Source organism: Nostoc sp. EspVER01, from assembly GCF_034530635.1.
GTDB lineage: Bacteria > Cyanobacteriota > Cyanobacteriia > Cyanobacteriales > Nostocaceae > Nostoc.
Genome location: NZ_JAVRCS010000007.1, coordinates 18,625 through 40,175, shown reverse-complemented (window position 1 = coordinate 40,175; position 21,551 = coordinate 18,625). Strand labels below are relative to the sequence as shown.

At 43.6% G+C, this 21,551-nt stretch carries 16 protein-coding genes and 1 CRISPR repeat array; of the genes, 6 read left to right on the top strand and 10 right to left on the bottom strand.

What is annotated here, in order from left to right:
* The first annotated feature begins 269 nt into the window (after window positions 1-269).
* On the top strand, window positions 270-3,884 hold the full coding sequence (locus RMX69_RS08235) for a response regulator (RefSeq protein WP_322637136.1): 3,615 nt from the start codon (window positions 270-272) through the stop codon (window positions 3,882-3,884).
* Window positions 3,885-4,059: 175 nt separating this feature from the next.
* Here RMX69_RS08235 and RMX69_RS08230 read toward each other — a convergent pair whose 3' ends face one another.
* Together RMX69_RS08230 and RMX69_RS08225 are read right to left on the bottom strand one after the other, a co-directional pair.
* The gene (locus RMX69_RS08230) at window positions 4,060-4,734 is read right to left on the bottom strand and encodes a Uma2 family endonuclease (protein ID WP_289796498.1); all 675 of its coding nucleotides are present in this window, start codon (window positions 4,732-4,734) and stop codon (window positions 4,060-4,062) included.
* A gap of 702 nt (window positions 4,735-5,436) precedes the next feature.
* Complete coding sequence (locus RMX69_RS08225; protein WP_289796496.1) at window positions 5,437-6,453, bottom strand: ribose-phosphate pyrophosphokinase; 1,017 nt, start codon at window positions 6,451-6,453, stop codon at window positions 5,437-5,439.
* Between the two features lie 1,373 nt (window positions 6,454-7,826).
* On the opposite strand from RMX69_RS08225, the gene RMX69_RS08220 reads away from it, so the two are divergent.
* Both RMX69_RS08220 and bioD read left to right on the top strand, forming a co-directional pair.
* Window positions 7,827-9,572 (top strand): serine/threonine-protein kinase, encoded by a 1,746-nt coding sequence (locus RMX69_RS08220; protein ID WP_322637135.1) that lies wholly within the window; start codon window positions 7,827-7,829, stop codon window positions 9,570-9,572.
* Complete coding sequence (bioD, locus tag RMX69_RS08215) at window positions 9,572-10,261, top strand: dethiobiotin synthase (protein ID WP_289796494.1); 690 nt, start codon at window positions 9,572-9,574, stop codon at window positions 10,259-10,261. The genes RMX69_RS08220 and bioD overlap by 1 nt, the downstream gene beginning before the upstream one ends.
* Window positions 10,262-10,535: 274 nt before the next feature.
* Here bioD and RMX69_RS08210 read toward each other — a convergent pair whose 3' ends face one another.
* A complete protein-coding gene (locus RMX69_RS08210) occupies window positions 10,536-11,432 on the bottom strand; it encodes a phosphorylase (protein WP_322637225.1) in 897 nt (298 codons plus the stop codon).
* A 292-nt stretch (window positions 11,433-11,724) separates the two neighbouring features.
* Between RMX69_RS08210 and RMX69_RS08205 the strand changes: the two genes are divergently transcribed.
* Together RMX69_RS08205 and RMX69_RS08200 are read left to right on the top strand one after the other, a co-directional pair.
* Entirely contained in the window at window positions 11,725-12,987 is a 1,263-nt protein-coding gene (locus RMX69_RS08205) for an HhoA/HhoB/HtrA family serine endopeptidase (protein WP_289796493.1), read from the top strand.
* Between the two features lie 451 nt (window positions 12,988-13,438).
* A complete protein-coding gene (locus RMX69_RS08200; protein WP_289796492.1) occupies window positions 13,439-13,690 on the top strand; it encodes a hypothetical protein in 252 nt (83 codons plus the stop codon).
* Window positions 13,691-13,959: 269 nt separating this feature from the next.
* On the opposite strand, the gene aroF is transcribed toward RMX69_RS08200, so the two are convergent.
* The 5 genes from aroF to RMX69_RS08175 form a co-directional block, all read right to left on the bottom strand.
* On the bottom strand, window positions 13,960-15,018 hold the full coding sequence (gene aroF, locus RMX69_RS08195) for a 3-deoxy-7-phosphoheptulonate synthase (protein WP_289796491.1): 1,059 nt from the start codon (window positions 15,016-15,018) through the stop codon (window positions 13,960-13,962).
* A 285-nt stretch (window positions 15,019-15,303) separates the two neighbouring features.
* A complete protein-coding gene (locus tag RMX69_RS08190) occupies window positions 15,304-15,774 on the bottom strand; it encodes a PAM68 family protein (protein WP_289796490.1) in 471 nt (156 codons plus the stop codon).
* 11 nt (window positions 15,775-15,785) lie between these two features.
* Window positions 15,786-16,055: a 30S ribosomal protein S15 gene (rpsO, locus tag RMX69_RS08185; protein WP_041565894.1), complete on the bottom strand. Its 270-nt coding sequence runs from the start codon at window positions 16,053-16,055 to the stop codon at window positions 15,786-15,788.
* A gap of 145 nt (window positions 16,056-16,200) precedes the next feature.
* Window positions 16,201-16,886: direct repeats of the CRISPR family, unit length 37 nt; unit sequence GTTTCAATCCCTAATAGGGATTTTAGTTGATTGCGAT.
* A gap of 355 nt (window positions 16,887-17,241) precedes the next feature.
* Window positions 17,242-17,565 (bottom strand): hypothetical protein, encoded by a 324-nt coding sequence (locus tag RMX69_RS08180; RefSeq protein WP_194046858.1) that lies wholly within the window; start codon window positions 17,563-17,565, stop codon window positions 17,242-17,244.
* Window positions 17,566-17,744: 179 nt separating this feature from the next.
* The gene (locus RMX69_RS08175) at window positions 17,745-17,924 is read right to left on the bottom strand and encodes a chlorophyll a/b-binding protein (protein WP_322637134.1); all 180 of its coding nucleotides are present in this window, start codon (window positions 17,922-17,924) and stop codon (window positions 17,745-17,747) included.
* Window positions 17,925-18,006: 82 nt separating this feature from the next.
* Here RMX69_RS08175 and RMX69_RS08170 point away from each other — a divergent pair, with 82 nt between their 5' ends.
* Window positions 18,007-18,141: a hypothetical protein gene (locus RMX69_RS08170; RefSeq protein WP_289796488.1), complete on the top strand. Its 135-nt coding sequence runs from the start codon at window positions 18,007-18,009 to the stop codon at window positions 18,139-18,141.
* Between the two features lie 169 nt (window positions 18,142-18,310).
* Here the strand turns inward: RMX69_RS08170 and RMX69_RS08165 are convergent, their stop codons facing one another.
* The gene (locus RMX69_RS08165; protein WP_322637224.1) at window positions 18,311-20,044 is read right to left on the bottom strand and encodes a R3H domain-containing nucleic acid-binding protein; all 1,734 of its coding nucleotides are present in this window, start codon (window positions 20,042-20,044) and stop codon (window positions 18,311-18,313) included.
* An 83-nt stretch (window positions 20,045-20,127) separates the two neighbouring features.
* Window positions 20,128-21,321, bottom strand: a complete 1,194-nt coding sequence (gene ldpA, locus RMX69_RS08160) for a circadian clock protein LdpA (RefSeq protein ID WP_322637133.1) — start codon at window positions 21,319-21,321, stop codon at window positions 20,128-20,130.
* Window positions 21,322-21,551: the final 230 nt, after the last annotated feature.

Here is a 21,551-nt window from a genome sequence, read left to right as displayed (position 1 = left end):
AATGGCATAGGTGTCATATTCAACTGTAAAAGCGTTTTTTATTAATAAAAATGTCAAATTTCTTAAATAATATTTTTATTTAAATATATAACTATTTAAATTAACGTTACATTTATAAAAAAAATAAGGATACAAATGGTAATAGTTGGTATGCAAAAAAACTATGCATATCTTAACATGAATTAAATATCCTCCATTTATTTGGGATAGCCAAAACATAATCAAAATAGTCTCAAAAACAGAAATAATTAGAAAACCTGTTTGGAATAATGTTGAACCGTTTGAAGATTGGAACCAAGATTGGAGTAAGTTTTGCTTTGAGTTTGGCAACTCTGACCACCATTGGTCTAATCTCCTATCAAAGCACCAATGAGCTAATTGAAACTTCGGGCAAAGAAAGCCATACTTACCAGGTGTTAAGTCAGCTTGAAGACCTCAACTTGCAACTGACAAATGCTGAGACTGGGCAACGCGGTTACATTATTACTGGAGAACAGCGCTATTTAGAACCTTATAACGCTGCTATTCAAGTACTGAATCAAAAAGTTAGGGAACTTCAAAGGTTAATGGGAGATAACCCCAACCAACAAAATCGGCTTAATATTTTGCAGCCGTTACTAACCGAGAGAATGGCTGTAATGGAAGAAGTCATAGAGCTACGGCAAAGCCAAGGCTTAGAAGCTTCTCAGAAAGCTGTTCTCACAGACCAGGGTAAGCAGCTGATGGATAATATCCAGAAAGTTATCCAGGCGATGAAAAATGAAGAGAATGCACTGCTAAAACAGCGGTCTGAGAAAGCACGAGCAGCTGGTCGGCAAACTCTCGCCAGCATAGTTTATAGTATTCCCTTCTTTTCTTTGCTCTTAGCTTTGATCGGCTTCACCCTGACCAGACATATTTCAGTACCGCTGAAGCAAGTTTCTGATTTGGCAGAAAAAATGGCGGATGGGGATTTATCGGTAAGTTTACCAGATAGCGATCGCCATGATGAAATTGGTGTTTTAACGCGCACCTTTAACCAGATGATCGTTAATCTGCGAAATACAACTCAAAAAAATGAGGAGCAAAACTGGCTCAAATCTAACTTAGCTGAATTTACCCAGATGCTCCAAGGGCAAAGAAATCTGGAAAGCGTTTCTAATCTAATCTTGTCGAATTTAGCACCACTAGTTGGGGCATCACAGGGCGTTTTTTATGTAATGGACTCCATCAACGACCAGCCTATATTGAAGTTGTTGAGTGGTTATGCTTACAAAGAGCGGAAAAACTTGGCAAATCAGTTTCGCTTAGGTGAGGGACTGGTGGGACAATCAGCCCTAGAAAAACAAAGAATCCTCCTCACGGAAGTTCCCAATGACTATATCCGCATCAGTTCCGGTTTGGGAGAAGCACCACCGTTAAACATTATTGTTTTGCCCATATTATTTGAGGGACAGGTAAATGCTGTTATTGAACTTGCCTCTTTTGGGTCTTTTAGTGAGTTACACCTAACATTTCTAGAGCAATTAAGTGAAAATCTGGGTGTATTTTTAAATAACATCGCCTCACAATTGCAAACACAGCAACTACTTGAAGAATCTGTTGCTTTAACAGAAGAACTGCAAACCCAGCAAGAAGAACTACAGCAAAGCAATCAACGCTTGGAAGAACAGACGCAAGAACTGGAAGAATCACAATTTCTTGTCAAGCAATCTAACGAAGAATTGCAACAACTAAATGAGGAACTAGAAGAAAAGGCAGAATTGTTAGAAGTTCAAAATCGAGAAGTGGCCCGCAAGAACCAGGAAGTTGAGCGGGCGAGGAAGTCTTTGGAAGAAAAAGCCCAACAACTGGCCTTGTCTTCCAAATATAAGTCAGAATTTCTGGCGAATATGTCCCACGAGCTGCGGACACCGTTAAATAGCCTATTAATTTTAGCAAGGCTGCTGGCAGATAACTCTCTTAACAACTTGACCGACAAACAGGTAGAGTACAGCCGGACTATTTATTCGGCTGGGACTGATTTGCTGGAATTAATCAATGACATTCTCGATTTGGCAAAAATTGAGTCGGGTACTATGTCGCTCGATATTGAGCAAATTGCTCTTGCAGATTTGGAGACATCTCTAGAGCAGACTTTCCGGCAAGTTGCCCACAATAAAGAAATCAGTTTTACTATCGAACGGGATGAGAAGTTACCCCCGACAATTTATAACGACTCCAAACGTCTGCAACAAGTGCTGAAAAATCTCCTAGCTAACGCCTTTAAATTTACAGAACAGGGAGGCGTGAAGTTACAAATATTCCAAGTTGATAATTCCACGATTGCTTTTGCCGTCAGCGACACGGGCATAGGCATTCCAGCGGAAAAGCAGAAGGTTATTTTCGAGGCATTTCAGCAAGCAGATGGCACAACTAGCCGCAAGTATGGCGGGACTGGCTTGGGCTTGTCCATCAGCCGTGAATTAGCTCAACTGTTGGGAGGGAGAATTGAACTACTCAGCCAACCAGGACAGGGAAGCACCTTCACCCTTTACTTGCCCAGGCAACAGGAAAAGCATAGCCCAAATATCACCACACCACCCCTTGAGCCTATCCGCACAGCATCGACCATAAAAGAAGTATCACTGGTGGAAAACAGACCCCCAACTGTGGACATCTCTCCATCAGTGAAAGTACTTCCTAGCTTACCCCACGATATTCCAGATGACCGGGAAATAATTCAATCGGGCGATCGCATTTTGTTAATTATCGAGGATGACGATAAATTCGCCCGTATTTTACTAGATATGGCACGTCAGCAGGGTTTTAAAACGATTGTTGCTTTACAGAGCAAACAAGGTCTAGCACTGGCAGAACAGTTTAAACCCAATGCGATTATGCTAGATATCCACATGCCAGAGATGGATGGTTGGACGGTGCTGGATCGTCTGAAGCATAAACCAGATACCAGACATATACCAGTACACATACTTTCTGTTGATGAAAGACAACAACGGGGATTACAGCTAGGAGCGATTACCTATCTCCAAAAACCCGTGTCTCCAGAAGCCATAACTCAGGTATTAACTGAGATTAAAGGTTTTATTGAGCGTCAGGTAAAAAATCTCCTAATTGTAGAAGATGATCCCGTACAAGCCCAAAGTATTATCGAACTGATTGGTAACGGCGATGTCCAGAGTACAGCAGTGGGTACGGGGGCAGAAGCTCTCTCAATTTTGCGATCGCATCACTTTGATTGTATGGTACTGGATCTTGGTCTGCCCGATATGAGCGGGTTTACCCTAATTGAGCAGATAAAACTTGAACCCAAGCTTTTGAAACTACCGATAATTGTTTACACCGGCAAAGAACTCAGCCGACAAGAAGAAACCCAGTTGCGGGGACTTGCAGAGACAATTATTATTAAAAATGTGCGATCGCCAGAGCGGTTGTTAGACGAAACTGCCCTATTTTTGCATCGGGTGCAAGCAAACTTGCCCACACCAAAGCGGCAAATGCTAGAGCAACTACATCAAACTGACCCGGTGCTGGCTAATCGGAAAATTTTGATTGTAGATGATGACCTGCGAAATATTTTTGCCCTGACTAGCTTTTTAGAAAGTTATCAAATGCAAGTGCTGTTTGCCGAAAACGGCAGAGATGGTATAGAGAGACTGCAAGCTAATCCTGAAATTAATATAGTTTTGATGGATATCATGATGCCAGAAATGGATGGTTACGAAACCACCCGCGCCATCCGCAAGATACAACAGTTTCGCTCACTACCAATCATTGCTTTAACAGCCAAAGCCATGCCAGGGGACAAGGAAAAGTGCATCGAAGCTGGAGCCTCTGACTACATCACCAAACCTGTAGATACTGAGCAACTGCTTTCACTACTCCGGGTTTGGCTGTATCGTTAAGGAAGTAGAGAGTAGGGAGTCTCTCGTTCCCATGCAGAGCCAATCCACGTTATAAAACTAAATTACGTTAGCGCAGCGTAAAGCCTTCGGCATGGCTTCGCTTAGAGCGAGTCCGCGTACTCTGTAAGAGTTGCAAACTACGCTTTTAGTGTCTCGTAGAGAGCGTCATTACGAATTATTTTAACTTTTGCATAAATTCTTGATGTTCAATGGCAGCTAAACCTGCTTGCAGGACAGATAACACCATTGCCATTTCTCCTGACAGCAAGGCAGGTATCGACAACCACAACCCTGGAAACACCTGAGAGCGAATAATTCCTTGCTCATCGGTTGGTAGCGAAACATACTCGTCTGCTTGCAGCCTAAACCAATCCAACTGATTATCTAATGTTCGCCAGACAATATACTCCTGTACTCCATTCCGTCGATAGGTGCGTTTTTTGTCATGTAAATCGATAGCTGCACTGCTTGCTGCCACTTCGATCACCAGTTCGGGTGCGCCTTGGATATAATCATCCTCACTAATCAATGCCTGTCTGCCGGGAATGAATAGTACCGCGTCAGGCTGTGGTTCATTATCCGGATCTAAACGCACTGTGGGTTCAATTCCCAGAACAAGGCCAGGCGTTGCCGTTTTATAATTCCACAACCACCCGATTAAATCTCCATGTGGTTCCCCATGACTTTTAATTCTGAGTGGGGATGCCATGATATACACAACTCCTTCAACCAGTTCAGCTTTTCTTAAATGCGGCATTGCCTGATAGCGCCGCTCAAATTCGCAGCGAGATAAGCGATCGCCATTTTCCAGAGGTAAAACTGAAATTACTTTTTTAGGAGTTGCAACCATCCTTTTGTCCTCTTTACACAAATTGTCCAAACTGAATCAAAATATTCTGATTTGGCAGTGCTGGATCCATTTTACTACCGCACATCAAAAAGCTCTTGTGCAGCGATTGATTAGGGGTGCTTTCGCCCACAAGGGACGTTAGTGTTGGCGTAGGCGTTGCTGAATTAAGGGATGATTCTTGTGGGGTGGGCATCCTGCCCGGAAATACAAGGGACGGGCAAGATGCCATTGGTGTCAACTTAAGCCAAAAACTATATCAGACAGGCGTTTTGCAAATCCCTCACCCCCTCATCCCCTAATATTATGTCCGCCAAATTACCCATAATAAAATAACCCCACCCCCAACCCCCTCCCCGCCTGCGGGGAGGGGAGACAAAGCACAGCTTTGGCGGGGTGGGGTTCTTCGGGTTTAATAAGCAATCAAGCGGACATGATATAACCCCTTCTCCCTTGGGAGAAGGGGAATTTAATGTCTAGCTCCCCTCTCCCTTGGGAGAGGGGCTGGGGGAGAGGGCAAAACGTTTTCACCAAGCAGGTTTCAGGTTAAATTGACACCAATGGCAAGATGCCCATCCCACAAAAATAGTAAAATCATCCCGCAAATATGCAACCCCTTGGCGTAATAACTAAAAGCAAAAGCCCACACTGACCGCTTGAACGGTTACAGTGGGGGCAATTTACGCCAATAACACGAATAACAGTCTAGCGGAACATACTACTAACTGAAGTATCTTCATGAATTCGCCAGATAGTTTCTCCCAACAGATTAGCTACTGACAGCACCACTAGTTGTGGAAAACGATTGCTTTCTGGTATGGGAATGGTATTGGTGACAATGACTTCCTCAAACAAGCCACTAGACAACCGCTCCATCGCTGGTGGAGAGAATACCGCATGAGTTGCACAGGCATATACCTGACGCGCTCCTTCTTCACGCAGTAATCGCGCTCCTTCTGCGATCGTACCCCCGGTGTCGATCATGTCATCTACTAATACTGCCGTTTTGCCTTTAACATCGCCGATGACATTTAACACTTCTGCAACATTATGGGCCTGACGACGTTTGTCAATAATCGCCAGTGGAGCATCACCCAGTTTTTTTGCAAATGCCCTAGCTCTTGCTACACCACCAACATCGGGAGAAACAACTACCAAGTCTGGCAGCTGTTTGCTTTCTAGATAATCGAGCAGGACTGGTGAACCATAAACATGGTCAAAGGGGATATCGAAATAGCCTTGAATCTGAGCTGAGTGTAAATCCATTGCTAGAACGCGGTTGGCACCGGCTTCGGTGATCAAGTTCGCAACTAGCTTGGCGGTTATTGACTCTCGTCCTGCTGTTTTGCGATCGGCACGAGCATAGCCGTAGTACGGAATTACTGCCGTTACCTGTCGCGCAGAAGCTCGACGACAGGCGTCAACCATAATCAATAATTCCATCAAATGATCGTTGACGGGTTGACAACATGGCTGGATTAAATAGACATCACAACCCCGAATCGATTCTTGGATTTGAACGTAAAGTTCTCCATCCGCAAATCTTTTGCGAATCATTGGCCCCAAGTCCATGCCCAGATAACGAGCGACTTCTTGAGACAGTTGTAAATTGGCAGAGCCAGAAAACAGCCGCAGGCGATGATTATCGTTCAGTCCTGTTGCAGATGGTTGCACTTTGAAAGTTGCAGAACTGAGCACAGCAGATCCTCTATGTGCATTCATAGCAATATTATCATTAGAGATTTAATAGATTTAACCAAGAAATAGCCTAAAAAAACATCTGTAAGTTTTATTGAAGCTTCCATACAAAATTTAAACATTTTTGCATAAAATTATTATTCGCTAACTATCTAGTTTTCTTGGCAAACAAGCTATTGATAGCTTAACTGACATCAAGTTAATGCACTAGGTCTATAGTTCAATTTTTTGGTTGAGGTAAATAACCCTAATCGCTTAAACATTATTGGTGTGGTAGGTTCTTTTAATTACCTCATTGATAGCTGATAGTAAAGCATTGACAACTTTAATGATATTAAATAGTTTGTCCTCACACAGTATAGCATCTATCACTAAGTAGTCAAAGGGTAGCTTATTACTCTATGACTTACGCATTGACAAAAATGACAATCATAACAAGCCTAGAAGAGGCTAGCAGTGGACAAAATTAATCCACATACAAGGACGTTTTTAGATAAAGTTTGCATAAATGTTAAATAAATATTAAATAAAGATATTTTTTTTAAACTAAAACATTACTCAAAAAAAATAATCCCATCTAAGTAAATTCCTGTAAATATTTTTACTTAAAAGTTTTTAATTAAATCTAGAAAAGTTGTTCAATATCAATAATATTGTAAATGTTGAACCTGAACCTGAGCATCCTGTCAAGTGTAATATCATGTCCGCTTGATTGCTTATTAAACCCGAAGAACCCCACCCCGCCAAAGCTGTGCTTTGTCTCCCCTCCCCGCCTTCGGGGAGGGGGTTGGGGGTGGGGTTACTTTATTATGGGTAATTTGGTGGACATGATATAAGCTACTAATTGCCTCTGAATTAGTTAGCATCCGTATAGCTGCCGGGATAAAATTAGTACTGTTGGGTTTGCTCTAATCTTTGGGTGGTTGCGATCACTCTAATTGTGTGCAGCAATAACTGCCTCTGCCCTGTGATTCAAAGGAATGATAATTTGGGATGTTGGGGCGATCGCCGCTCGAATAAATTTGGGAAATAGCCGAATAGTAGAAAAATTGACAAAATCAAGATTTTTAGTGCTAAAGGAATCATTCTTGATCTTGATTCTGAATTCTGCATTCTTCTCCAATTTCCCCAAGAATTGATTGAAAAACAGAAGAGTGATTTGTATAAACTGGATTATCAAGTTAATTTTGCATATTTCAAAATCTCTGGTTTTTCTAGGAAGAAAAATTGAATGGGAGATTGGGCACTCTGAAGTTATAGAGTAGGAAAAACCTTACTCTGGTAAAGTCTACTTGTTGAGTATAGTAGAATATTGCCGCAGGTAACTGTCCGTCGCCTCTTGGACTTAATCTTTGTGGGTGATCTCCTCAGTTGCTACTACACTCAATCAACCGATCATGCAACCACCGATTACAGTTGGCACTGTCTTGCAAAACCGTTACCGCATAATTCAAATTCTCGGACAAGGAGGATTTGGTAGAACCTATCTGGCAGAAGACCAGAGGCGCTTTAACGAACTTTGCGCGATCAAGGAATTGAATTCAACAGCAAGGTCGGCTTTGGATTGGGAGAGGGCACAAGAGCTTTTTCACCGAGAGGCTGCCATTTTATATCAAATCGAACACCCACAAGTGCCGAAATTCCGGGAAAGATTTGAGCAAGACCAACGCTTATTTTTGGTGGAGGACTATGTTGCAGGTCAGACGTACCGCACTCTGCTGGTTGAACGTCAAGCTGTGGGTAAAACTTTCACAGAGGCCGAAGTATTGCAGCTGATAGAGTTGTTGTTGCCTGTTTTAGAGCATATTCACAGTCGAGGAATTATTCATCGAGATATCTCGCCAGAAAATATTATTTTGCGAGATAGTGATGCTAAACCTGTGTTAATTGACTTTGGGGTGGTGAAGGAACTGGCAACGCGTTTACAATCGCCAGATAGTCCCATACCAGAAACCACCGTGGGAAAATTAGGCTACTCTCCCAGCGAACAAATGCAAACAGGGGGAGCTTATCCTAGTAGTGATTTGTATGCATTAGCGGTAAGCGCGATTGTTTTGCTGACTGGTAAAGAACCAAAGGATCTATTCGATCAAAACCAACTAACTTGGAATTGGCAACGGTGGGTAAAAGTGAACCCGCGATTTGCTGTAGTGTTGAATCAAATGTTGAATCATATACCGAGCGATCGCTATCAAAGTGCTGCTAGTGTATCTCAAGCTCTACAACCTTTACACGAAGTCAGTCTTCCGAATGTAAATGTGTCTAACTTGCAGACAATGGCAGTTAGTCGTCGTCCTGATTTAGTAGCACCAACAGTTTCACCCAAGAAACCCGATCCTGTGATTCCACCAAGTCCCACCAACTCAATTTTGGATAATCCCTTAGCGATCGCCGCAATTGCCATTGGTGTAGTGATCGTAGCAGGATTTGGTTCTTGGGCACTAGTCAGTTCCATCCGCAGTCAGTCGAAAACATCAGATCAGACGCTTCCACAAAATTTCCCTTCACCAGTAATTTCTGGTGGTACTACATTCACACCGACGCCAACACCAACACCAACACCAACACCAACACCCACACCAACACCTACGAACCAACCTGTTGTATCTACTAAGCGCCTCAAGCTTACAACATCTAACCCGATCGCGGTTGAAGGTACTCTCAAAGCAAATCAAATCATCCAGTACAGCTTTTTTGGGCGAGAAGGTACTAAATTAAACACGTTTATTGACCCAGGAAGCAGCATTCTGCTAACAGTCTTAAGTCCCAATGGACAACCAATTGAGAGTACTGCCCAACAAGTCACATTTTATCAAGGCACATTGTTGGTTACTGGTAGATATACTATTGAGTTAACTCTGCTTTCAGGAGTTGCCGAAAGCAATTACAATCTCAATGTTGCATTAGAAAAACCAGTCAACCCAACACCGACAGAGACACCTTTGCCACTTCCTACAGAAACACCCTTGCCAACACCGACAGAGACACCCTTGCCAATTCCTACAGAAACACCCTTGCCAATTCCCACAGAAACACCTTTGCCAATTCCCACAGAAACACCTTTACCAATTCCGACGATTACTGAAGCGCCAACTTTGCCGCCGGCTGATGAAACACAACCATTTTCTGGCCAAAGAAATTAATGTTAAATACACTACTGATTACTGGAACTGATACAGAAGCTGGTAAAACTGTTTTAACAACAGCGTTAGCAGCTTATTGGCAAAAATATTACCCACAGCGTCGCTGGGGAATCATGAAACCGATTCAATCGGGGATTGGCGATCGCGAGTGGTATCAAAAGCTATTTGCGCTAGAACAATCTGCTGAAGAAATTACACCTTTATACTTTCAAGCACCTCTGGCTCCTCCCATAGCAGCAGCACGGGAAAATCGCCGAGTAGATTTAGCAGTAGTTTGGCAAGCTTTGTCTAAGTTGCGATCGCAGCGTGATTTTGTGCTTGTAGAAGCCTTGGGAGGGTTAGGTTCGCCAATAACTGAGGAATTAACGGTAGCTGATTTGGCGGGGGAATGGTGTTTACCAACAGTATTGGTAGTACCAGTGAGATTAGGTGCGATCGCTCAAGCAGTGGCAAATGTGGCATTAGCTAGACAATCGCGCATCAATCTCAAAGGCATTGTTTTGAACTGCGTACAACCCCGAACAGATGCAGAAATAGCCGACTGGACACCATTTCAATTGATTCAATCACTCACTAACACGCCAGTTTTAGGCTGCTTACCCTATCTAGATAATCTGACTGATTTAGATAAACTTGCTCAAATAGCATCAGATTTAGATTGGGAAACACTAACACTTGAGAATGATTAAATTGGGGCAGGAGGCAGGGGGCAGGGAGCAGGGGAGCAGGGAGCAGGGGAGCAGAGGAAGGGAGTAAAACTTTTTTTATGAAAAGTAGCGGTGAAGCTTGGGATAAACCTAAGTGGAATCAGTAGGGGGGCATTGATAGCGCCTTTGAGAATCCGTTTCTGGATTGCTTAAGAATCCCCATCCGCCTATGCGGTGGGGAGTATCAAGGCTGATTTTCAGTCCTGCATTTTGTACCGTATCTAATTGAAAACTGCTGTATATCCCACGAACTCAATTAGGATACAGCAACATTTTTGAGGATAGTCATCGGCCCTTGGGTTTTGAGAATCTCCATTTCTGCTGCGTTTCGTACCAGCAGGGCACCAGCAAATCCTAATGAATTCACAGAGATGGATTGGAAATGCTCCTGCGATCGCGGTACTATTAACATCCATTCTCGTGTTGCTAGCAGATTGTAAGCACCAGATTGCTTGTCATCTAAACCTACAGCGTGACGCAAAGTGTGATAAATTTCCAGTGTTGCTTGGGCCCCTGCAAATGGCGATCGCACCCAATTAGAATTTAATGGTGCGAAAGCATGTACAAAAGGAAGTTTTGCTAAAGTTGCGTTCGAGTTCTGAAATTGTGCTGATATTAGTAAAGGTTCAATCGGTATTTGCAACCCTGAAGGGGCAAGTGGTAGGGGTACTAATTGTAAATGCTTGTGTCGCTGACTAGCACCTGCGATTTTGCTACTGTTGTAAAATGCTAAACCATCGAAATCAGCTAAACAGGCCCACATAGCCGTAAAATCTTCCAGAGTGAGTAAGCTTTCTTGTTCCTCGAAACCACGGGTGATGATTAGCAGATGATAATCTACAACATTGAATTTATTTAAAATACATACATGGGTATCGGAGATATCCGCCACAAATAAATCCTCTTCGTAGGGCAAAAAAGGATTAAACTCTTCACCAGAAGTAGCAGATTGTTTTTTCTGTTTATCCTTCGCTGCTTTTTTGCGATTCAGGTTAGACAAAATCCGCACCAAAAAGCGCACGCCATCCTGTTCAACAAATTCAAATTCTGTCGGAATTGAGAGTAGCGCCCCGCATTGCAAAGCATATTCAGTTCGTTCTTTAACACTTGTCCATAAAGTGTCAGGTTTAAGTAAGATTTCCCCCTGTGCCATTTTTATTCCTTCAGGCATGATGAAGAGTTCTGAGTGCTGAGTTGAAAGACCGCCCACAAGGGATCTTGCTCAAACCCAAGTACATAAATTACTGAGTAATTTTTAATTTACTCAGGACTCAGCAATGAGTTTGCTAAAGAGTACGCAGCGCTGTTCGTCTCTACGAATGACTATATTCCAATACGGTTCAATAAAATACCAAAGCTTTCACAACAATGCAATACCTTCGCAACAAAACTGTCACAAATTATATCTACATTAGTAATACATCTAAATATCTTTCCAGACAGCAATGCAAAACGAATCTCGCGACAGAGAACACCCATTAAATAGCATTTCACATAACACTGCTGATGCCAAATACCGTAATCAAGCACCCTGGAAAAAGGCTGCCGCCTCTCTATCGCTGGTGCTGCTGGGATCAGGTATGACATTAGCAGGTGGCTATATGGCTGGACATTCTCGGCAGATGTCTGAGAGTGCATCTAATTTGGCAGTTAGTCGAGTCAATGCCGCTTCTCCATTACCAGCCGCCACAGATCCTAATTTTGTAACACGGGTGGTGCAAAAGGTCGGGCCAGCAGTAGTACGGATTAACTCTTCCCGAACGGTAAGAAGTCGGATACCAGATGAATTCAACGATCCGTTTTTTCGCCGCTTTTTTGGTTCCCAACTGCCACAATCAGGAGAAAGGGTACAACGGGGTACTGGTTCAGGTTTTCTCATCAGTGCCGATGGTCGGATTCTCACTAACGCCCATGTTATAGATGGTGCTGATACAGTGACAGTAACACTCAAAGATGGGCGTACCTTGGAAGGTAAGGTGTTAGGAAAAGATGAATTAACCGATGTCGCTGTTGTTAAGATTCAGGCAGAAAATCTACCTTCAGTAGCTTTAGGGAACTCAGATCAACTGCAACCGGGAGAATGGGCGATCGCGATCGGCAACCCCCTTGGACTAGATAATACAGTAACTACCGGAATCATCAGTGCCACCGGACGCAGTAGCAATCTAATCGGTGCTGCCGATAAGCGAGTAGAGTATATTCAAACTGATGCAGCGATTAATCCTGGTAACTCCGGCGGTCCCCTGCTAAATTCTCGTGGGGAGGTAATTGCCATGAATACAGCTATAATCCAAGGGGCACAAGGATTAGGCTTTGCTATTCCCATCAACACAGTACAACGCATTTCCAGCCAACTTATCGCTACAGGCAAAGTAGAACATCCTTATCTGGGAATTCAGATGATGGGGTTAACGCCTCAACTAAAACAAAATATCAACTCAGATCCCAATAGCGGTTTGAGTGTAAATGAAGATAAAGGTGTATTAGTTGTGAAAGTTGTGCCAAATTCGCCAGCCGCTAAAGCAGGGATACGTGCTGGTGATGTGATCCAAACCCTTGGTGGTCAAGCAGTCACAGATGCCAGCAGTGTCCAAAAAGCAGTAGAAAATAGCCAAGTCGGGGGCGATTTACGTATGGAATTACGTCGCAATGGGCAGAGTCTTAACATAGCTGTGCAACCTGGTGCTTTCCCCACGCAAGTGCAATAAAAGTTTTGCTATCAAAAGTCAATTTTCTGGGATGGGTGTTTTACCCGTCCCTTTTTTTCTGGTGGCAAAATTTAGTTGCAGTAACCGTATAGCGTTTCCTAATCACATGAGGTACATCTTAGCCCCCTCCTTGCTTGCGGGGAGGGGGTTGGGGGTGGGGTTCTTGTACCTCACTCAACCGATAACCGCTATATTGCAGTCAGATAAACACTGCCACAAACATCAAAATCGAAGTTTTCGATATTAGCAGTTCTAGCTTCTAAAAATAGTTTTATTCAATAGCAGAGTCATCTTTAGATTTTTGATCCATGACATTAGTCACGGTTTAACTAATGACCTTTCTCACTAGTGTATAGCTCTTTTAAACCCTAATATTTATTTGTCAAAGAGATTAATATTTGGGCAATTATTCATCTCTTTGATGTCAATTTCATAAAAGGGAAGTTTGCGAATGAGTATTAAAAGAATGCTTGCTAGTGCAGCGCTGATTTTACCAATTGCTGTTACCTTTATTCCTTTTCAAGCCGATGCTCAGATCAGACGACCAGTTAGGCGATCGGCTCCAGTTAGAGTAATCAGAAGACCAGTGCGAGTTAGGGTTCGTACCCCTGTTCAAGCGAGAAGGAGAATAGTGGTTCCTGGACGTTGGGTGCAAACAAATCGTGGTCGCCGCTGGATACCTGCTCGCTCTGTATATAGATAAGAAGTCTTACAATTGCAAAAAATATTGCCCATCAATATTTTTTGCAGATTTCTTTTTTCATAGCTTTAGTTAGTGTTTAAAAATCCCCTTTAGAAATATTCTAAAGGGGAATTATTTCACTTTTACAATAAATAGTTAGGCATAATTAAACATACAAAAAAATCCTAGTTTGTAGTGAGCGATTTATCGCTTCTTCGCATTTATCAGGACTAAAGTCCTGACTACAAACTTTAATTTATTTATGCCTAGCAATAAGTTGCAACTGAATTTTAAGCTAGAGCTACTGCTGGTTGCTGCCAGCGTCCTACCGCTTTACCAATTACTGCCAATTCTTGCATCAAGTTATCGAAACGGTCTGGTGTCAGAGATTGGGGCCCATCGGATAAAGCTTTGGCAGGATTAGGGTGAACCTCTATCATCAGGGAATCTGTGCCAGCTGCGATCGCAGCCATTGCCATTGAAGGCACAAATTCAGACCAACCTACGCCGTGGCTGGGGTCAATCATAATTGGCAGGTGAGTCAGTTTTCGCAACACTGGCACTACCGATAAATCCAGTGTATTTCGCGTATACTGACGGTCAAAGGTGCGTATTCCTCTTTCACACAAAATTACATTGGGATTGCCAGATGCCAGAATATACTCGGCTGCCATCAACCAATCTTCAATAGTCGCTGCCATTCCCCGCTTCAAGAGAACTGGTTTCGGCTGCGCTCCCACTTTTTTGAGCAAGGAGAAATTCTGCATATTTCTTGCTCCCACCTGAATCACGTCAGCAACTTCGGCAATTTTATCCAGGTCTGCGGCATCCATTACTTCTGTAATAATCCCAAGTCCGCTGACTTCCCGCGCCCTTGCTAACAAATCCAAAGCACTCTCGCCGTGTCCTTGGAAGGCATAAGGTGAAGTCCGGGGTTTGTATGCCCCTCCGCGCAAAAATGCGGCTCCAGCAGCCTTGACGCGCCGCGCCGTCTCTACAATCATTTCTTCATTTTCTACGGAGCAGGGGCCAGCAACGACTACCAAAGGCTGATGTTCGCCAAATACTACCGCTCCATCAGGAGTATTAACCACCACATCTGACGCTTCGCCGTGGCGGTACTGACGGCTAGCTCGTTTGTAAGGCTGCTCTACCCGTAACACCTGCTCAATCCAGGGGCTAAGTTCCTGAATTTGTAGCGGATCTAAGCTGGCGGTTTCACCTACTAGACCAATAACCACTTTGTGTTGACCTACAATTTTTTCTGGAGTTAGTCCCCAACTGGTTAGTTCCTCATCAATACGGTTTATTTCCGCCTCTGGGGAACCACTTTTCATTACTATAATCATCTGAAATTTCCTGATTAATTAATTGAGTAAAATTTTCTGTAAATAGGCTAACTTTATTGTTACCTATTAGCCTAATTACAAATAGTTAAAAATAAAATTTGTTTACAAAATGAATAGACAAAATGTAGCGCTCAGTCAGTATTTTTACTGCTAAATAACTACATATTGAGTATCACAAGTATGATGTAATTTTAATTACAATGTTGAAGTGATAAAATTTCAACTTCAACATTAACTTTTTCATTTACCCAATATCACAGTTACTTAATACCTGAGCGCCGTTCATTATAAGTTTTTTTGCCGAGTTTCGCGCCAAGCTGCCACCATTCGTCCCAAATTGGTGTTGAACTCACCCAAACCCAACAAACTTCCGACTTTTTCTTCATCCCAAGAGGCAGAGAGAACGCCATAAGTTATCCCTAAAACCCCCAAACCAAATAATCCCATATTCACCAATAACACGGCGATGGGAGGTAGTCGGATATCAGAGTAGGCAGCAAGCAGATAGCTAGCAACCAAGGCGCTAATGCCCAAAGCTGTTGGTACACCAGAGAACCCAGCTACCCGTCGGATCATTCTCTGGCTGACAACTTGGGGAATTGCCATCTCTTGTTTGGTGTAAACCACTTTTTTATCAGCCTGTTTGACGGATTCTTGGGGCTGTGCTGCTGGTTTACTTTGAGTTTTTGCGGGTTTTTGGCGCTTTTTGTTCGGTTCAAAGGGCAAACGACTGCGTTCAGATTCTTCAGCAGACATAAGCGGTAGTCCTATCCACGAATACCGAGACGAGCAATCAAAGCTTGATATTTTTCACGGCTTTCTTGCGATATGTAAGCTAGAAGACGCTTGCGCTGTCCGATTAGCTTCAACAGTCCCCGCCGAGAAGAATGGTCTTTTTTATTTGCCTGGAGATGTTCGCTGAGGCGGTTAATGCGCTCAGTTAGCATGGCAACTTGGACATCGGCCGAGCCAGTGTCAGTTTCGTGAACTTGGTAGTTGGAGATTATTTCTTGTTTCCGCAGTTGCGTGAGGGCCATGGTCGATTCAGTTTCTAGTTTTTCTAAAATGTATGCAGCAGTCTCCTATAATATCACAGCCCTCAAGCTGGATGTGGAATGACTCTTGAGGCAGTAATTGTACTGTTTGATACTAGTTTTTAGAGGATAGCTCTCAGTAGACTTCGTTCCAATCCCTGATAGGGATTTTAGTTGATTGCGATAACGTCGTTGACAAACGTCAATAAAAACGACGTACTGAAACGTTTCAATCCCTAATAGGGATTTTAGTTGATTGCGATGCTGAATTTCGCCTACTAGTGACTGTCTATTAAGGTTTCAATCCCTAATAGGGATTTTAGTTGATTGCGATAAGTTTCAGATGGAAGTTGGGAAATAGCTTTTATGTTTCAATCCCTAATAGGGATTTTAGTTGATTGCGATATTGTGGAAGTGTCGCCATCCTTCATAGTGCAGGCATGTTTCAATCCCTAATAGGGATTTTAGTTGATTGCGATTTGGCAGGAATACCAGCAGCAGTACTATTTGAGCAGTTTCAATCCCTAATAGGGATTTTAGTTGATTGCGATCTCAAGCATCTACCGAAAAAGATGGGGTTTTGGGTGGTTTCAATCCCTAATAGGGATTTTAGTTGATTGCGATCCTAAGTCCACCCCATCAAGGAATACTCGAAGTTTCAATCCCTAATAGGGATTTTAGTTGATTGCGATTTTGCTGTTCAAATTCAAGCGGAAAGATGTCATAGTTTCAATCCCTAATAGGGATTTTAGTTGATTGCGATTGTACGATCGAGACACTTGCAAGCGTTGCAATGGGTTTCAATCCCTAATAGGGATTTTAGTTGATTGCGATCGCAGGTCTCTAAAAGGCTTGTGTTATTTGGTTTTCAAGGTTCAATAGCGCGAATGCAAAAATCATAACATAAGGAGTGGCAATTGTGCTAACTGTAAATAGCTGAAAGTCAGTCTACATAAGGTGCGCGGATGGCTTCAAGATACTAAAGCCGTCAAATCCTTGCATATACGGCAATTCAGCTATTTTTGTATTCACCCCTTTCCCAACACCTATCCATCCGCGCATCTAGCGAAAAAACTAATCTGATTGGAAAGCTGTTTCTGTTTACTTACATATATCCTATTCGATTAGGTCAGCCGACTTTAGGGTGATGCCTACGCTTACGCAATTCCAGCATCCCCATAACTAATCCTTATTTGGCAACGTCTTCAAAATCTGTTATCGCATATGCAAATTCTCTAAAAGCTGTTTTAATTAGAACCTCTTTTGTTCCTCTTTCTAGAGAAGAGTTGCGTATGAGGTCTGTTAATTCTATGAATAACAGAGAAAACATAAAACGATCTTGGCGGTCAACTTGTTTCAAACAAGACGATATAAACTGATAAAGCTCTGTTTTTCTGGGTTTGGTTTGTTCATCCCATATTTGCAAGCCAAGCCGAAAAGTTCTCAAGCGGATTTCATTGGTGTTGAAGGACGCGTCTTTGTAGCGGACTGATACGCGTTGGGGTAGTTCCATGAGTTTTAGCTATACATATTCAACGTAAAGTAATTATTCACTTATATTTTGGCTCAACCGGAAAAATCTGATATTTTGCACCAATGGCAACAGCCGCCAGATGTTAGAAACCAATGACTGGTATGGAATATAGAGAGTTATTTAGGGTAGTACAGCCGTTCTACCCTACGATCGCCAATTTAGAGGATACCCCAGAAATGGAGTACTCCTTGACCAGAAAAAGCTTCAATCAAAATCGCAGAGACAAAACCAATCATTGCAAGACGACCGTTCCAATTTTCACTCTGAGGAGTGAAGCCAAAACGCACAGCATTAGGATCTTCTGAAACAATAGACGCAGAATTCTTAAAATCTGACATAAGCATAACTCCAAGGTTAAAGTGTTGTAGCAGTTGTAACTGTCTGTAAAGTAATGTAACAGATGTTTAAAAAAATGCAAGATTGAATGAATTAAGACTTACTCTCTACAAATTCTTTGTCTACGAAACGCTGCGTGATGTTGATGATGGCAGCGAATTGATGCGACAAGATTGGACTATTAGCTTGAGTATAGATAATGATTTTGGCGATTTTTGATGGTTAAAGCGCTTTTCAAATGCATAGATTTTTCTCCTAAGGGACTTCCAAGAAATAAATTATCCATTTTGTGGGGTGGGCAACATGAGCGCCCTAAATCTAGGACGGGTGGGGACACCCATCCCACAAGAAAATTTGGGATATTTTTTTTACTAGAAGTCCCTTAAAGTTACGCCGGATAAATCCGTAATCTTCTATTTGGTTCTTCGCCAAAACTATGCGACTTGAGGCGATAATGTTCTACCAGCTCATGTTGCATTTTGCGGACTTGGGGAGAACGCGGCAATAACTCGACTGGCTGTCCTTTAGGAATCACAATTTGCTCAACGGCAAGTCTAGCTTCTTCTAAGGCATCCATCTCATCATCGCTACCATTGTGCAAAAACAATTGTAGTTCTCTATCATCGGCCATCTCTGGGTCGTCGATGTTTAGCAACCGCCGCAAGCCACGGGTAATTTGGGGAATGGTGCTGGACTTAATCATGTGGATGGGTACATGACGAGCTTTGGCCATTTGGCGTAATTTGGCGTGGTTTTTGACGTGCGATCGCAGTGCTAAAATTGCATCAGCACTATCTATATCTTTTGTCAATACCACGGGCAAAGTTAGCACGCTAATCACCTGTTCTAGTTGGTGGCGGCTAACCCCATAAGGGTAAACGTGCAATGGCAAATCTTCACCATTCGGACCTGGGTGTCTAGTAACAGCATCAAAATCAATGCTCTCAGAATAATTGAAGGATTCATCCAGTAAACGGTCAAACTCGCTGCGCCCAGTTACCCGCTCTACAGGCAATTGGGGTAGTGCAACCATTTGTCCAGATGAACGCCAGCCATTAGACGGTCGCGCCGGCGGGAAAGAATCCTCCACTGTTCCTAGCTGTCCACCACGACCGTTGACAACAGCTAACTGACGTGTAACCGCAATTTTGCCGTGGTCATCAACGGTTCTCGTTTGTGGAGTAGGTTGACGCCCCCGCAACAGATTATCTACGGTGTCAGCAACACTTTCGTGTACTGTCCAGCGTTGGCGTTCTAACATTTCCACCGCAATTTCAAAGGTAGGCGGGGCTTTGCGCTCCAAAACGGTCTTTTGAGAGCCTCGCCGTCTGGCTTCATCGTCTCCCAAGGTCACAGCTTGGATACCCCCAACTAAATCAGCCAGGGTAGGGTTTTTAATCAGATTTTCGATCTGATTCCCGTGGGCAGTACCTACCAACTGTACGCCCCGTTCCGCAATGGTACGAGCCGCTAAAGCTTCCAGTTCCGTGCCAATTTCATCAATGACAATGACCTCTGGCATGTGGTTTTCCACTGCCTCAATCATCACCTGATGCTGTTCGTTTGGATGAGCCACTTGCATCCGCCGAGCGCGACCAATGGCGGGGTGAGCAACATCACCATCCCCAGCGATTTCGTTGGAAGTGTCAATAATCACCACTCGCTTATGCAGATCGTCCGCTAAAACACGGGCAATTTCCCGTAAGGCAGTAGTTTTACCCACGCCTGGACGCCCCAGCATGAGAATCGATTTACCAGTTTCTACCAAGTCGCGGATCATGCCAATGGTTCCGAATACGGCTCGACCAACGCGACAGGTCAAGCCAATAATCTTACCAGTGCGGTTGCGAATAGCGCTGATCCGATGCAAAGTTTGCTCAATTCCTGCTCGATTATCTCCGCCAAAGATTCCGACTCGTTGAATGCAATCATCTATTTGTTCTTGAGTAACAGGTACTTCGCTCAAATACTCAGCTTGATTAGGAAAGCGAGCTTCTGGGCGACGACCCAAATCCAAGACCACTTCTACTAAACTATCTCGTTTGGGATGACTCTCTAGTACTTGTTGCAGGTCTTGGGGCAAAATGTCTAATAACTTTTGGAGATCGTCTGTAATCGTCATGCGTTCTATGGTGACGTTTTTAGAGATAGCGAGGACATTTGCGTGCAGGAGAAACCGCCCTGGGGATTTTTCCAAACGAGCAATTAACGCTCCTGCTGTGACTTGATCTGGGAAACGAGAGAATGGGCAAGTTCTACAGCTTGCCAAAGCAATACTTCATCTTCTTCTAGGCGAACAGTCGCCTTCATATTGGTGTTACTTACCTCCTTATTCTCTAACTGTTCGAGAATTGGTGACAGCAGTACGCGGGCGTAGCTACCGTAGGCGACCCCGGCGATGGAGGCGGAGGGGCAGAGGGGCAGAGGGGCAGAGGGACAGAGGGGCAGAGGGGCAGAAAATTCTCGCTTCTCCCCTGCTCCCCTGCTCCCCTGCTCCCCTGCTCTTTTCAGCAGTCCCATTGCCTTTAACTTAGCAACAGTATACTTATTTGTGCCGCCTGCTAACTGCACATATCCCGGTAACTTAGCTGCCAAAACTTTTTGCCCTAATTTCACCGCAGCTATTGTGGTGCCATCGCCAATATCACCACTCATTGGACGACCATCGGTTTGCCAAATTAAAGCACTTTTACTTTTGAGTGGGGCAATCAGGTTATACAGCGCTCTCAAGTAGTCAATCATCCCTTCGCCATCAGGACAGCTGATTGCTAGTAACTTTAGTTGATCGGCCCACGGTGAAATTGCTTGCCACAATCGCTCAAATTCTGCCAACCGCCCGACTTGTGTATGGATTTCTACGGCATCTACTCCCGTTGACATTACCAATGGCGCGATCGCTCTCGGCGTTGTCACGTATGAAGCTGTATAAATTATACTATAAGGACAAATTGGTATGCAACGACCGCAGCCATAACACTTTTCGGATACTACTCCTGAAAAATCTTCTTTGATACTGTCAAACACGATCGCTTGTGCTGGACAAATCTGTTCACAGGGTCTAGGGCAGTCTGTAGGACACTCATGAGGATTAAATTCTGCTTTGCGAAAATGGGGGTCTTCTCCATCATTTAGGCTGACCATCAAAAAAGGTAAATTGCCTTTGTAGTCAAAGCCTCGCTTTTGGGCATCCTTAGCCATAGATTTGGCTGCTTGTAGCCCTGATTGCGCTGCTGCAATTACTGCTGGGTCAGCTGCAACATCTATGCAGTCAGCGCCCGCCAAAGTATAGGCTAACGTTAAACTTCTGACTGCCGGCAAATGCTGGAAGCTGGCTCCGCAGATCAGCTTGAACCAGTCACCTTGTTTGAGAGATTGTAAAGGGGCGAACAGATCAGTCACTATTCTATTATGCGTTTATACGACTAAAAATAGTAGTCCGCGATCGAGAAAAAGTCCGAATTTGCTGATTTAGGGTTTATCGAGTTAGGGAGTTAGGAGTTTGGAGTTTGGAGTTTGGAGTTTGGAGTTAGGAGTTTGGAGTTTGGAGTTAGGAGTTTTGTTGATCTCCCCCTGCCTCCCCTGCTTCCCCTGCTCCCCTATCTCCCCACTCCCGCAGCTGTCTTAGGAGG

Bases quoted from the DNA above. Each gene is read 5' to 3' on its own strand.
- RMX69_RS08235 (WP_322637136.1), top strand. From the start codon at position 270: ATGTTGAACCGTTTGAAGATTGGAACCAAGATTGGAGTAAGTTTTGCT.
- RMX69_RS08230 (WP_289796498.1), bottom strand. From the start codon at position 4,734: ATGGTTGCAACTCCTAAAAAAGTAATTTCAGTTTTACCTCTGGAAAAT.
- RMX69_RS08225 (WP_289796496.1), bottom strand. From the start codon at position 6,453: ATGAATGCACATAGAGGATCTGCTGTGCTCAGTTCTGCAACTTTCAAA.
- RMX69_RS08220 (WP_322637135.1), top strand. From the start codon at position 7,827: ATGCAACCACCGATTACAGTTGGCACTGTCTTGCAAAACCGTTACCGC.
- bioD (WP_289796494.1), top strand. From the start codon at position 9,572: ATGTTAAATACACTACTGATTACTGGAACTGATACAGAAGCTGGTAAA.
- RMX69_RS08210 (WP_322637225.1), bottom strand. From the start codon at position 11,432: ATGGCACAGGGGGAAATCTTACTTAAACCTGACACTTTATGGACAAGT.
- RMX69_RS08205 (WP_289796493.1), top strand. From the start codon at position 11,725: ATGCAAAACGAATCTCGCGACAGAGAACACCCATTAAATAGCATTTCA.
- RMX69_RS08200 (WP_289796492.1), top strand. From the start codon at position 13,439: ATGAGTATTAAAAGAATGCTTGCTAGTGCAGCGCTGATTTTACCAATT.
- aroF (WP_289796491.1), bottom strand. From the start codon at position 15,018: ATGATTATAGTAATGAAAAGTGGTTCCCCAGAGGCGGAAATAAACCGT.
- RMX69_RS08190 (WP_289796490.1), bottom strand. From the start codon at position 15,774: ATGTCTGCTGAAGAATCTGAACGCAGTCGTTTGCCCTTTGAACCGAAC.
- rpsO (WP_041565894.1), bottom strand. From the start codon at position 16,055: ATGGCCCTCACGCAACTGCGGAAACAAGAAATAATCTCCAACTACCAA.
- RMX69_RS08180 (WP_194046858.1), bottom strand. From the start codon at position 17,565: ATGGAACTACCCCAACGCGTATCAGTCCGCTACAAAGACGCGTCCTTC.
- RMX69_RS08175 (WP_322637134.1), bottom strand. From the start codon at position 17,924: ATGTCAGATTTTAAGAATTCTGCGTCTATTGTTTCAGAAGATCCTAAT.
- RMX69_RS08165 (WP_322637224.1), bottom strand. From the start codon at position 20,044: ATGACGATTACAGACGATCTCCAAAAGTTATTAGACATTTTGCCCCAA.